Origin of the sequence: Gimesia algae, assembly GCF_007746795.1 — a bacterium.
Taxonomy (GTDB): Bacteria; Planctomycetota; Planctomycetia; order Planctomycetales; family Planctomycetaceae; genus Gimesia; species Gimesia algae.
The window spans coordinates 2,420,486-2,434,166 of sequence record NZ_CP036343.1; the positions used below are offsets into that span (position 1 = coordinate 2,420,486).

The window sequence follows — 13,681 nt, forward strand, 5'->3', positions numbered from 1 at the left end:
CTCCTATCCTAGCGGGACGAAAGCAGACGATCAGAACAGCTTCGCTTAAGTTTTAAAACCAATTTGCCCCTCTCCAGCAGATGCTATGTTTTATGGCTGTTGTTTACAGTCGAATATGCAGAAACTAGAATAAGTGGGTACGAAGATAAGTATCGGAGGAGTTTTGGAATGACATTTACAGAGGCACGTTTTATCCGCGGCGCGATTGCCATCATGGTGTGGGGCGTCTTGTGGGTTAGCCCGAACACTGGCATGGCTGAGTCAAAAGAGGATGAGTCTCTGGCGGCACGGAAAGCAGATGCCAAGGAGTTCTTCAGTAAACGTGTCACTCCCTTCATCAAAAAGTATTGCCTGGAGTGTCATCAGAACAGACGACCGACGGAAGCCGGCCTGACTTTTGACCCGGCTCTGCGTAGTCCCGGTCATGCGGCCTTCAGCGAGAAGTGGAAGAAGTCGGCGGCCCGAGTGAAAGCGCACGACATGCCGCCGGACGGGTTGGACCAGCCGACCGATCAAGAACGCAAGATGTTTGCTGAATGGCTGGAGAAGGTCAAATATCTCAGCCCGAAAGATCCAGGGCCGTTTGTCATTCGTCGGTTGACCAAAACGGAATATGGCAACACGCTTCATGATCTGTTGGGTGTCGATCCCAACATCGTCGATAGTCTCCCCGACGAAGTCAGTGGCGAAGGATATCTCAATTCGCTCTCCCCGCTTCAGCTCGAACAGTATCTGACGATCTCTCAGAAGGTCTTGGATCAGGTTCTGGCACCGGAAGGTGAGCCACCCACCGAAATACAAAAACAACTCTTTGGGGAATCACCAACGTCTGAGACGGATATCCAAGCGACTGCCCGCAAGGTGGCGCAGTCACTGGCGCGAAAAGCCTATCGCCGACCGCCTTCCGATGCGGAAATTGATGTTCTACTGAAGGTGTTTGACCTGGGAAGAAAGAACAATCTCAGCTATCAGGCGTCCAGTCGCCTGATGCTCAAGGCGATTCTGGTCTCTCCCCAGTTTCTCTTTATTACTCCGGCCAAAGAGATCCAGGCTGATAAAGGGATTGTGCCCCTTGATGATTTTCAGCTCGCGTCTCGACTGTCTTATCTGCTATGGACCACTATGCCCGACGATGAGTTGATGGCGTTGGCTGACCAGGGAAAACTCCACGAGTTGCCGGTCCTGGAGGCTCAGGTCACGCGGATGCTGATGGACCCGCGATCACGGGCCCTGTTTGATGGCTTTGGTGCGCAGTGGCTGAAGCTGGGAAATCTGCACGATCGAACCTTTGATCCTGAAAAATTCCCGCAGATGACCGCCGACATGCGCACGGCGATGTACGATGAAGCCCGGCTCTTTTTCGAAAGCATCGTGCGTGAGAACCGCAGCGTTGCCGGTTTTATAGACAGCGATTACACCTTCCTCAATGAAAACCTGGCCACGCTGTATGGTTTGGAAAAAACAGTCACCGGCCCCGAGATGCGCAAAGTCAAACTGACCAACGGCAATCGAGGCGGAATTCTGGGAATGCCCGGCGTGCTGGCGGCGACTTCCTTTCCCAATCGTACCAGCCCGGTGAATCGAGGCGTTTGGGTCCTGGAACAGGTACTCGGGGACCATGTGCCAGCTGCCCCGCCCGATGTTCCGGCATTGGAGAAACAGGATCAAAAACAGGTCGCCAAGCTGTCGCTCCGCGAGCGCACTGAACTGCACCGCGCCGATCCTGTCTGCGCCAATTGCCATCGATTACTCGACCCGATCGGGTTCGGGCTGGAAAACTTCGATGCCATTGGACGCTGGCGAGACCAGGACGACAACGGTCAGACCATCGATGCCTCAGGAGAACTTCCGGGGGGCAAGCATTTTTCCAACCCCAGAGAATTAAAAGCCATGATCGCTGAACACAAGGCAAAGTTTTCTCGCAATCTGGTCGAACGCCTGTTAGCCTATGCTTTATGCCGAAAGCTTGAAGGTTATGACGAGATTGTGATCGATGAGTTGATGCAGAAGATCGCGAAAGACAACTACCGTATGCAGACGCTGATCACCGAGGTCGTCACCAGCTATCCCTTCACGCATCGACGCATCGAGTGACCCGCGAACCGTATATTAGATGATTATTGGACGACGGAGTTGCAAACTGTCGTGCAAAGAATCCCTTTTCCTCCGCAACCCACCTGAAGGCCTTCCCATGAGCAAACACACCACCATCGACCGTCGCACCTGCCTGAAAGGCCTGGGAGCCGCCCTGGCCTTACCTCTGCTGGATGTCATGGGCTGGGCGGAAGCCAGCGAGAAAAAGGAATTCAAGCCGCCGGTCCGACTGGGGTTCATGTATATGCCGCATGGCGTGATCATGGACCAGTTCTGGCCCAAAGATGCAAAAAGTTTTCTGACTTCGCCGCCCCCTGCCCTCGCGTCGCTGCGTCCCGTGCTCGATCAGTGTCTGCTGATGAAAGGGATTGCCGCTGTTTCCAATGGTCCCTTTCGAGGCGCGCCGCACGCGCTCGAACTCTCGACGTGGCTTACAGCAGCATTGCCCGATCCGGACAAGCGGGACGAGATCAGCATCTCCATCTCCGCTGATCAGATTGCCGCGAATTCGCTGGGCGCGTTTACCGCGCTACCTTCACTGGAACTGGCTACGATGCCGCAAACCTGGAAGGAAAACCAGGCGGGCCTGAACGAGGCTTACTATTCACATTGCAGCTTTCGCTCGCCAACCCAGGCGGTCCCTGCCGAGACCAATCCACGTAACGTGCTGAATCGTCTGTTCAACAAGAAAGAACAGGGTGGCGGACTTGCATCGTCGGGAATGAGCAGTTTAGATCGGAGTATGCTGGATCTGGTGATTGGCGGCGCACGCGATCTGCGTCGCACCCTTTCACAGACCGACCAGCGCAAGCTCGATCAATACCTGGACAGTGTCCGGTCGGTGGAACGACGGATTGCCGCCATTGAAATCCGCCAGAAAGAAGCGGCTTTGGAGAAGGCAGGAGTCAGACCCAGCCGAAGTTACAAGACCTCTTCCCCGCCCATTGAAATCAAGATTCCAGAGGGGGATAAACGCAGCGAGTACATGCAGGTCATGTGTGACCTCAACGTGCTGGCCTTCCAGACCGACACGACCCGCGTCTGCACTTACATTGGCTCAACGCCGAACGGCGTCTCTTATCCGGAACTCGGATTCAATGACCAGCACCATTCGCAAACGCACCACAACGGCGAAGAGAAGAAGGTCAACAAAGTCGCCGCGATCACGAAATTCAATATCGACCAGTTTGCCTACATGGTCAACAAGATGCACAGCCTGCAGGAAGGTGACGGCACGCTCTTGGACAACTGCATCATGATGTGGGGCTCCGGCCTGGAAGACGGCGACAGGCACACCCGCGCCAACCTGCCTTTCATCCTGGCGGGACGGGGAGGCGGTTCGATCAATACCGGACGCTTCTTGCCGGATGTGAAGGGAAACCAGGGTGACCTGCTGACGACCTTGCTGACGTGCGCCGGGATACCACTGGACCGTCCCGTTGGGATCGCCACGAAACAAATCACAGAGATCCCCGCCAAATCGTGAACTCGTTAGCTGACGCAAGTAAGGTAGCCGAACTCATCAAGAGCCTCTGTGCATCGCACAAAGTGGTCTATTCGAATGCATGACGCCTGGTGGGCATATTCGCCTCATGCTCAATTGGATCAGAATCCTGATCAGTAGATCAAGTTCCGGATCGGGTTGGAGATCTCTATCTCGACTCGGTTCCCCATGCTGAAACAGTGCCTGGCAACATTTTCGCAACACTTTTGAACGAACGGCGATACCACTGACAGCCGAGATTATTATCACGCTCATTGATGCGTTGAATCAGAGGAAACGTTGAGTCGGCAATGATAGTTACCCTTGACTGAAGCGATTCTTATTCATCGAATATCCCTTGGCTTGATGCACCATAAAAAACACGAGTTAAATCCGTCATTACACCTACAATCCCAGATTGCTGAAGAGCACCGTTTCTCGGAACATAGAGTGCCATACCGAAATACGTAAACGGTGGTTTTTCTACAAATCTTACAGCTAACGAGAGTGTGGGATCTTCCTGGTCGTGTCGTAAGGCGGCTATCGGATCAATCCGTGCGGTCCTGCGCGCGGGTAGCGAGATCACATCGGGGCAATCCGTTTGGAGCCGACATCGGTTGTCAAGACGACATGGCTATTAAAGCTCTTTAATATCAACTGCTGTTTGGCAGCCTGATGCTCCGGGTCGTCCCATAAGTTGTTGTGTTCCCAGGGATCCGTTTGCAAATCGTAAAGCTCTCCTAAATCCTTGTTGTGATACAGAGATAATTTATACCGATCGTCGCGATACATGGTCGCAAAACTGCCATCCCCGCCCGTGAAAAACGGATCGAGTGCGTCAAAGTATTCACAGCGAACACTATCGCGAATTTGTGCGCCCGTTTGTTCTCCTGTGAGTACCGGGAGCAAGCTCTGCCCCTGATGATAGTCAGGGATGGGAGTCCCCGTTAAATCGAGTAATGTGGCAGAAAGATCGAGTAATTCCACAAGCCCGGTTGCACGCTGGTTGGCCATAAAGTGTCCCGGCCAGGAAAAAATCAACGGTACCCGTACCAATCCTTCATAAAACCGACATCCCTTTTGTACCAGCCCATGATCTCCCAACGTCTCACCATGGTCTGAAGTGAATATGATGACCGTATTATCTCTCTGTCCTGTTAATTCTAATGCGTTGAGTATGCGCGCAAACTGATCGTCAATTTGAGCAATCATTGCATAATAAAGTGCCTGAATTTTTTGCAGCTCACTTGTTTCCGTTGAGATCGTGACAGGCTGAAAATCAACCTGGGAAAGCAATTCTTGAGTCGCCTTATCAGACTCCTCAAAATGTGGACCGGGCATAGCGGCAGGGTCGAACATATTCGCATATTTTTCAGGAGGAATAAACGGGGGGTGCGGGTCATAGATATTGATATTCAGCAACCAGGGTTGTTGATGATCTTGTTCGATAAATTCGATCGCCCGATCAGATGCCCACTTTGTCTGATGATATTCGGGGTCAACACCCTCTTTGCTGTTTCGCATGTCATCCAGACTTTTCCCTTGAGCGCGCACCCAGTCGGCATAATCGTGTGTTCCTGCAGGCCAATCATCACGCGGGGCATGGCTGTGCAGCCACAGTGTGAACCCATCATCAAGCCGAGGTTCCGCGCGATGGCCGGCACTCACTAAATGGAATTTCCCAATCAACCCGCACAGGTAACCGCTCTCTGCGATCAACCTGCTAATTAGAGGTGGCCAATCAGGAAAGGTGTCGTTGCCATTTCTGGTATTGTGTAAGCGCGAAGGATACAACCCGCTCATAAAACTCGCCCTGCTGGGGGTACAGATTGGACTTTGACAATACGCATGGGTAAAGGCCACCCCCTCTTCAACGAGCGAATCAACCACAGGTGTTTTCACATACGCGTTCCCCAGCGCACCAATGGTGTCAAACCGTTGCTGGTCGGTGCAATACCATAATATATTAGGGCGGGTCATGAAATAGCCTTCGTAATTAGAGACTTAGTGGTTGAAAACACTCTGCAACCTCTGCGTGAGGTCTGTTTTTCTGAACTGGAATGAACCAGTTAAGGCAGCACAACAGAGAATACCGATGTGAACACAATTTCTGTACCCAAACCAGTCAACAAAGCGAGTTCGATGAGAATTAACAAATAGTTCGGTCGCCATTTTGCCATAGATCCTCCAGTTACGGTAACCATTAATGCTGTTGCCAGCCAGTAATTGAACCAGCCCTGATCTAACACCAGCACATAACAGCAAAGCAGTACAAAACAACAAATGGTCAGCCAGATGCGCGGCTTGCAGTTTGAGAATCTATTTGTTGACGGTGTTTGACTGAGAAATTTATCCTGTACGAGGACAATGCTTAACAATAAGAGAGTTGCAAGGATAATATAGAAAGGAAAATCCGGAAGCTGAACTGTTGAGCCGGGAACCAGTTCGCTGAAGATATTCTCACTTTGGCTGATATTCTCATTTAATTTCTCGTCCCGATAATACACAGGTGCAATAGACAACGCCCGCAAACTATTCCTTACAGAATCAGATTGCATCGCCTGTTCCAGTGCATCTGCCAGCAGATCAATCCGCTCTTGCGGAGTCCCTTTGGGTGCAAACCAGTATAACGAGTTACCAACCACAGCATCGATACCCTGTTCATGAGCCGTCGAAATGTTCGGCAGGACGGAATTCCTTTCTTTAGACAATACTGCCAAAGCGCGAATCTGCCCATCTCCTCGATAGGCCAGAAATTCTGCCAGCGAAAAAATGGTGGCATCAATATGACCACCAATGAGCAGCGTGTATCGATTTTGCCCACCTCCCGATTGCACATAATTAAAATATTCACCACCATAAGCCTGTTCTATTTTTTGGGCAGCGAAATGGGCGAGTGCCCCCAAATTGGTTCCAAATTGAACTTCACCAGGATGTTTCTCGGCATAATGCAACAGCTCAGCCAAATTTTTGTGCTGAGCGTTTTGATGCATGACAACTACCAGGTTGATGTCTCCCGTTTGGGCAATCGGTTCAAACGCCTCCGGACCGTAGTTCACTTTGCCTGAGTATTTCGATGTAATAATACCCTCATGGGTACAGAGTATTTTGTAACCATCAGCCCGTGCCTGTTTGACATTTCGGCTTCCAATCGTACCACTGCCCCCTGCCTGATTAATGATGACGACAGGTTGTTTCAACAGCCTGTTCTCGGTGATTGACTTTTGAATAATTCGGGCAAACAGGTCCGTTCCGCCTCCCGCAGAAAACGGCACAACAGCCTGAACCGGGCGTTGTGGAAATTGCGTCAGCTCAGATTTATTCGAGAAGAATCCAGTAAACTGAAAGACCGTCATGCCAATAATGGCCATCACCGCAACAGCATGCCATAACGGTAAACCGTATCGACTCCAAAATGAGTGAGACTCATCTTCAGCGTTTTCACTCAATATTTCTGAGGAATTAAGGGCAGCCGACTCTTCGGCATCATCATGCATGGTCTCTTGTTTGCTGTCCGATTGTCTGTGGAACCGACGCGCAAGCGGCACAATCAGCAATAAGGCAGAGACGACGACAAAGAGTAAAGAAATGGGCCGGGTGATGATCGGTAACCAGCTACCATGCGATGACATCAGCCCGGCAGACAAATTTTCTTCAGCAATCGGACCTAACACAAAACCAATTACAAAGGGCGCCAATGGGATTCGGTTTCGCTCTACTACCAGTCCCAGCAGCCCGAAACCGAGCATCACCCAGACATCGAACATTCGGTTCGACAACGCAAATGCTCCAGCAATGCAAAAGGTGAGAATAATGGGCAACAAAAAAGGACGTGGAATACGTACCAGTTTTGCCAGAAAACCGACTGATGCCATCATCACCGCAAACATGACCAGGTTTGCCAGAAAATAGGTTCCCATAATGGTATGCACGAGTTCGGGATGATCACTGAACAACCGCGGACCCGGTTGCAAACCATGCAGAACTAATGCGCCGAGCAAAATGGCATCGATCACACTACCGGGTATGCCCATCGCCACAAGTGGAATTAAAGCGCCTCCTACAGTCGCATTATTGGCTGCTTCTGAAGCAATAATTCCTTCAGCAGAACCGGAACCGAATTGCTGCGGCGTTTTGGAACTGTTTTTGGCGGCTGAATAAGCGGCGATCGAGCCGATGTTTGCACCAATGCCGGGAAGAATTCCAATCGCTGTTCCAATCAGAGAAGACCGTAACATATTCACCCATTGATTTTTCCAATCTGTGAAAGTCAGCCACACACCCTTGTGCGTTGCCGAGACACGCGGAACTTTTTGATCAATATTCGCAATATCGCGCAGCACCTGATTAATCGCAAATAATCCAATTAAAACGGGCAACAACTTGAAACCACCATTCAGAGGAGTGAACCCAAGTGTGAGTCGCACTTCGCCTGTGGCTGCGGAAATTCCCGGCATGGCTGCCAAAATCCCCAATATGCCAGAAAAGAGTGAGCGCGACAGCGATGCACCATCAATTGTCGCGATTAACACCAGGGCCATTAAAACCAGCGAGAAATATTCAAAAGGTCCCAATTGTGTTGACCAGCGGGCAATCGGGGCAGACAAGGTGACTAAAAATACACAGGAAATTAAACCACCCACCAGGGAAGCATAAATTCCCAGCCCCAGCGCACGACCGGGCTGACCTTTTTGCGACATGGGGTAACCATCAAGCGTTGTCATAATTGACGCGGGTGTGCCGGGCATTCGCAGGAGCGTCCCGGTAATCAAGCCACCGCTGATTGATCCCACATACATACTCACTAACAATGTCATCGCCAGTTGAGGATCGAGCGTAAACGTCAACGGCAACGTGAGTGCGATCAGCATGGCACCGGTTAACCCGGGAATAGCACCCACGAAAATACCAAGCGATGTTCCCACAAAAATCAGCGTCAGGCTGAGAGGCGTCGATAATTGAACAACTGTGGTTTGAATCGCATCCATATTTTGCACTGGTGCAGTTGACTGCTTGCCGCCTTACTCAACGGAGACCGTTCGATTGTGAATATGTTTGAAGTGAATTGAGTTGTCTCATCCTATCCAGAATATTCAAGGTGATAAAGCCTGATACTTGAAATTCATTCGCCAGAGTTCAGCTCTGACCCGCCCCATGACTTAAAGCAGTTGCAAGACTTAACCCTTTGCTGTATCAACTGACGTTCTGTTTCTCAGCTGGAGCGAAAATTGAGTCCGAAAAACGTTGATTTAATCGTTCGTTCCAAAGCCCGTCCCGATGAGAACGATTTGGTCGAGTCTGAATTCGCAATAACGCACGAGTTCTCAGAACATGTTGGCAGCCAGCGAAATCGGTGATTTTCTCGGAATCCAGAAATACGGATGAGTTGATGCTACAGCGGCGGCCAGTAGGCGGAGTCTACCTGGGAGCTGGTTCGCCTTCATATGGGACAAAAAAGGTGACTACCTGTAAGACGAATTTCGTATCGGTACTACATGGGCCGCTATCGTCAATCCAGATCCGTAGCGGCTGGAACCGTAAATGTAATCAGACAGCGACGTTTCACCTGTCAGCCTCCCCGCGATAAGCGCCCAATGCAACTATTCTTCTATTTAGAGAATTTTTCTCTCTTTTTTTCTTTTTTCTTTATGTTCACCGGTAAGAATCTGCAAGGTGCTGACAAATACAGTTACATCAGACTGCTTCCTGGCCAGCGGGCCAAATGGCCCTGTACTCAGAAGGGCCATCAACTGCTTTAGACACTCGGTCCCTGACTACAGGGGGCCTAAAATATGATTCTCAAGGCCCCTTTTCTATTCGCATCTGAACCATTTGAATGAAATTCTCATAGTCATTTTATACGAGGCCCAGTCAGCATGCTAACTTCAACAGATTTGATTCGAGTTGTCTTTGTCGATGATCACATGATTCTGGTAGACTCAATCGTCTCCAGGTTTCAGCGAGATCCTGATATAGAAGTTGTAGGTTCAGCCACAAATGCTTCCGATGGGCTGGAATTAATTCTGGAGACAGAACCTGACGTTGTGATTTTGGATGTAGAATTACCTGGACGTGGGTCATTTGATATTGCCGAAGAGATTAGCTCTCGACTGAAAAACACAAAAATGATTTTTCTGACAGGCTATCTTTCGGACATCTTCATTGAGCTGGCATTGAGAGTAAATGCGAAAGGTTACTTACTCAAAGGAGAGCCAATTGAATCATTGATCCATGCCATTAAAAAGGCCTCTCGCGGAGAATACTGTTTTTCGCAATCGGTTCAGGAACGTCTGGTCTTTGACCACAAGAAAGATCGGTATTCGATTCAGTCAAAAAGTATGCTGACCTCTCTGACTTCTCGACAGATCGAAGTGCTCAGGCACCTGGCCAGAGGGATGAGCGTGAAAGAAGTCGCCCGCTCCATGCACCTCTCGGAGAAATCGATCGACAGCCACAAATATCGGATTATGCACAAACTGGGTATCCATGATCGTGTCGAACTGGCTCGTTTTTCGATCCGTGAAGGTTTGACGCTGCCTTAAGTGGCAGTGCTAAAAACACATCTCTAGAGAGAAGCGTACCTCGCTGTTCAAGAGCACGATCAATGGAATCTAGCTGGGAGTCTGACAGTGGAGATATTCAACGAAGGTCGACTTGACGAACTGATGCGTCAGGCTGGTCTGGCTCCTGTTTTCTTCGGGGAAACGCTGCTGGGGAATTGACCTCCCAGTCTGACCTTTCTGCTGTCTGCGGAAAATGAAGTGGAACACGAAAAACATTGGCGGACTTTCCGGTCTGATCCCCGCTGGGAGCGCGTACGGCAGATGAAGAAATTCCAGTCGACTATCTCAAAGATCAGATCACGTTTGCTATAGCCGATGTCTTATTCAGATATTCGCTAGAACATGGGGGCAAACAGGAGAACATCTTCTGTCACAAACTCTCAGGTACCAAAGCAGATCGACCAGGACTTATGCTTTGCCTGGAGCGCATCACATTTAACCATAGCGTCTCTCAATCTATGATACTCGGTCCAAATGGCCCTGGAGACGCTACACTAAAACGGGGCACAGTCTAAACCACAGCCCCCTGCTCTTGCAGTGTTTTTCGCAATCGTTCAATATCAACTTCGCGAGGCGCGACAGACTGCTTCAGGGAAAGACTGGCTGCGGTTCCTGCGGCCTGGCCGGTGGCATAGCAGGGTGGAATTACGCGTGCTGAAGCGGCTCCTTCATGATCTGCGGAGATCGGTCGCCCAGCTACGAGGAGATTGCTGACTTGTCGGGGGACGAGACAGCGATAGGGAATTTCATAATGGTCGGCGTGAATACCTTCCAGGCGGCCGCGGGGGCCCTGGGGATCATGAATATCAATCGGATAGGAACACTGGGCGATCCCATCTTCAAACTTGCGTCCTTCGAGTACATCCTGACCGTTGAGTACGTAGTCCCCAAGAATATGCCGCGTTTCTCTCACGCCGACCTGACTGCCTGTGGCAAGCAGCTGTACGTTTTCCAGACCGGGACAATGCGATCGAAAAAAACGAATCAGGTCCCAGACTTGACGCCGACTTTCGACTTCGGCGCGAGAGAGGTCATCGGGATTTGTCCCATCCACATTCTGAACGCGGGTCGTATTCACACGCCACTGACCGGGTGTCGGCTCGCGATAGATATTCAGAAACTCGCGTTCCAGAGTCCAGGCGCCGGTTTCGCGTGCTTCTTTCACGATACATTCAAACAAGCGTTCTCCCGGATGCAGTTTTTCATGCTCGCGCATCCAGGCAACCACGCGGTCATCATCCACATTGCCGATCGTCAGGAACAAGGTAACAGGCATCATCCTGCCATCTTCGCGCCGGCCCATCTCGAAGGGAGCCCCTGCTTTAGCCGCGATATCACCATCTCCTGAAGTATCAATCACCACTTTCGGTCGCAGCAGCCCCAGGCCGGCTTTATCCAGAATCACAATATCAGAAATGCGTTCGCCGTCCATGATGACATCCACAAACGAAGTATGAAAGCGAATTTGCGCACCGGAATCGCAGACCATTTCCAAAGTCGCCATCTTGAGCGCTTCCACATGGAAGGGCGTCACGTTGGCATGCCCCAGTTCGATAAAGGAGCCCCAGGCAGAACCGGCTTCTGTTGTGGAAGGGTCAACGGCGCCTCCCATCGCGACCATCCGGTCAATGACTTCCTGAAACAGACCAGCGACGAGTTGTCGTTTGCCGTCGGGTGTGTAGGACGTCATGAAGGGTCCCACCATCCCGGCGGTCGAGGTTCCTCCTAGAAAACCATAGCGTTCGACGAGAATCGTCGATGCCCCGTTGCGGGCGGCGGCAGAAGCGGCGGCGACTCCTGCAGAACCACCGCCGATGACGGCGACATCCACGCTGGCACGCAGTGGGATATCCCAGCTTTTAGTAATGAATTCGGTCTCAATAGCCATGGTTGTCGATCCGGTGAGAGTGATTGTTGTTAAAGATATAACAATCAAAATAGCAATCACTGATTCGGGTCGCAACACAGTCACTGAACGTTCTGAATCCTGATCAGCGAGGATTCTTTCTGGACTCACTTTGTTCTGCCAGTTGCGCGTGCGCCAATCTCAGTTCTCTGTCAGCGGTTCAAAGAAAGCCATTCAGAATCTCAGGCAGAAGTCGGGGCGAGTTCAGGAATGGGGCTTCCAAACGGAAGAATCGCCACCGGGCGTCCCTGGAGATCGTGGAGTACATGCTCATGGTCGATGCCCAGATGTCGATACACGGTCGCCCATAGATCGTTGGGAGTCATGCGACGTTCGACCGGATATTCCCCCTTGGGATTGGTCGCACCAATGACCTGGCCCGTTCGCATCCCGCCACCTGATACCAGGACAGACATGGCTTTCGGCCAGTGATCGCGGCCGGGCTGCATCACACCAGTCTGTGTACCACGCCGCACTGTGATTTTAGGGGTCCGACCAAATTCTCCCGTGACCACCAGCAAAACCCGTCTATCCAGTCCACGCTGATACAGGTCTTCGATCAGAGCAGAAACGGCCTGATCATACGGAGGCAGACGCCAGTCACAGTCTTTAAACAGATGCGCGTTGACCGCATGGGAATCCCAGTTATAGGCGGCTGTCTTCGGAGTGGGCTTTCCTGGATAAGGGTGTTCCCAGACCATCGTCACGAACCGGACACCAGATTCTACCAGTCGTCGTCCCAGAATGGCGCGTTGACCGTAAGCATTCCAGCCGTAACGGTCCCGCAGCTCTTTGGGCTCTTGCGAGAGATCGAATGCGCTGCGAACCTTCTCGCTGGTCAACATATCAATGGCCTGGCGATTGAAACTGTCCATGGCCTTCATTGAGCCGCTCTTGTCGACATCGCGGCGGAATTTATCGATGCCCTTTAACATGGCTATCCGGTCATCCAGTCGCGTTTCCATGGATGACTTGACGCCGATGTTCTGAACTTTAAATTCTGGATTGCTGGGATCACCGGCAACCATAAACGGAGTTGAGGAGGGTCCCAGATAAGCGGGTCCCATGGCAAAGGTATCGATCGAGGCACGAGACGCATCGACTTCGGACACGCAGACCGGCATTTCATTCCCGTTTTTCTCGAGCATCTTTTTCACGATGGTGCTCACAGCGGGTGCATCATTGATGGTTCCCACAGGAGTTGCGGGAACCCGACCGGTCATCAATCGTTTGTGCCCGCCGCCATGGTCTGCAAATTCATGATGAATGGAACGAATCAAATTGAACTTGTCTGCGATCTTGGCATGCTGCGGAAGCATTTCACAGACATCAAGACCGGGAACATTTGTATGAATCGGTCGAAATTCCCCACGATACTCTGCCGGTGCACCGGGCTTCATATCATAGGTTTCCATATGGGGAGGACCGCCAGGAAGCCAGACGAAAATCACAGAAGTATCTTCAAGTGAATCACCCATCGCTTTCGCCAGTGCCTGTTGACGCAGCAGATCGTTCATTCCCAGTCCCAGCAGGCTGGCCCCGCCGAACTCAAGAAATGTACGACGCTTCATCGGACCTGCACAGCGAGCTGTTCCAGATTTCACACCCATTGCAATCTTTCCAATCGGTAAAAAA

Annotated in this window: 7 protein-coding genes; 3 read left to right on the top strand and 4 right to left on the bottom strand. The window is 51.2% G+C overall.

The window, feature by feature from the left end:
• Positions 1-168: 168 nt before the first annotated feature.
• Both Pan161_RS08795 and Pan161_RS08800 read left to right on the top strand, forming a co-directional pair.
• On the top strand, positions 169-2,094 hold the full coding sequence (locus Pan161_RS08795) for a DUF1592 domain-containing protein (RefSeq protein WP_145225941.1): 1,926 nt from the start codon (positions 169-171) through the stop codon (positions 2,092-2,094).
• Between the two features lie 97 nt (positions 2,095-2,191).
• Positions 2,192-3,580, top strand: coding sequence for a DUF1552 domain-containing protein (locus tag Pan161_RS08800; protein ID WP_145225943.1), 1,389 nt, complete (start codon positions 2,192-2,194; stop codon positions 3,578-3,580).
• Between the two features lie 579 nt (positions 3,581-4,159).
• Here Pan161_RS08800 and Pan161_RS08805 read toward each other — a convergent pair.
• Positions 4,160-5,557, bottom strand: coding sequence for a sulfatase family protein (locus Pan161_RS08805; RefSeq protein ID WP_145225945.1), 1,398 nt, complete (start codon positions 5,555-5,557; stop codon positions 4,160-4,162).
• 89 nt (positions 5,558-5,646) lie between these two features.
• Positions 5,647-8,565 carry a tripartite tricarboxylate transporter substrate-binding protein gene (locus Pan161_RS08810; RefSeq protein ID WP_145225947.1) on the bottom strand — a complete coding sequence of 973 codons (2,919 nt, stop codon included), beginning with the start codon at positions 8,563-8,565 and terminating at the stop codon, positions 5,647-5,649.
• Positions 8,566-9,453: 888 nt separating this feature from the next.
• Here Pan161_RS08810 and Pan161_RS08815 point away from each other — a divergent pair.
• Positions 9,454-10,119 carry a response regulator transcription factor gene (locus tag Pan161_RS08815; protein WP_145225949.1) on the top strand — a complete coding sequence of 222 codons (666 nt, stop codon included), beginning with the start codon at positions 9,454-9,456 and terminating at the stop codon, positions 10,117-10,119.
• 532 nt (positions 10,120-10,651) lie between these two features.
• Here Pan161_RS08815 and Pan161_RS08825 read toward each other — a convergent pair.
• Both Pan161_RS08825 and Pan161_RS08830 read right to left on the bottom strand, forming a co-directional pair.
• On the bottom strand, positions 10,652-12,028 hold the full coding sequence (locus Pan161_RS08825; RefSeq protein ID WP_145225951.1) for an FAD-dependent oxidoreductase: 1,377 nt from the start codon (positions 12,026-12,028) through the stop codon (positions 10,652-10,654).
• 200 nt (positions 12,029-12,228) lie between these two features.
• Entirely contained in the window at positions 12,229-13,617 is a 1,389-nt protein-coding gene (locus Pan161_RS08830) for a DUF1501 domain-containing protein (protein ID WP_232103671.1), read from the bottom strand.
• Between the last annotated feature and the right edge of the window lie 64 nt (positions 13,618-13,681).

Bases quoted from the DNA above. Each gene is read 5' to 3' on its own strand.
- Pan161_RS08795 (WP_145225941.1), top strand. From the start codon at position 169: ATGACATTTACAGAGGCACGTTTTATCCGCGGCGCGATTGCCATCATG.
- Pan161_RS08800 (WP_145225943.1), top strand. From the start codon at position 2,192: ATGAGCAAACACACCACCATCGACCGTCGCACCTGCCTGAAAGGCCTG.
- Pan161_RS08805 (WP_145225945.1), bottom strand. From the start codon at position 5,557: ATGACCCGCCCTAATATATTATGGTATTGCACCGACCAGCAACGGTTT.
- Pan161_RS08810 (WP_145225947.1), bottom strand. From the start codon at position 8,565: ATGGATGCGATTCAAACCACAGTTGTTCAATTATCGACGCCTCTCAGC.
- Pan161_RS08815 (WP_145225949.1), top strand. From the start codon at position 9,454: ATGCTAACTTCAACAGATTTGATTCGAGTTGTCTTTGTCGATGATCAC.
- Pan161_RS08825 (WP_145225951.1), bottom strand. From the start codon at position 12,028: ATGGCTATTGAGACCGAATTCATTACTAAAAGCTGGGATATCCCACTG.
- Pan161_RS08830 (WP_232103671.1), bottom strand. From the start codon at position 13,617: ATGAAGCGTCGTACATTTCTTGAGTTCGGCGGGGCCAGCCTGCTGGGA.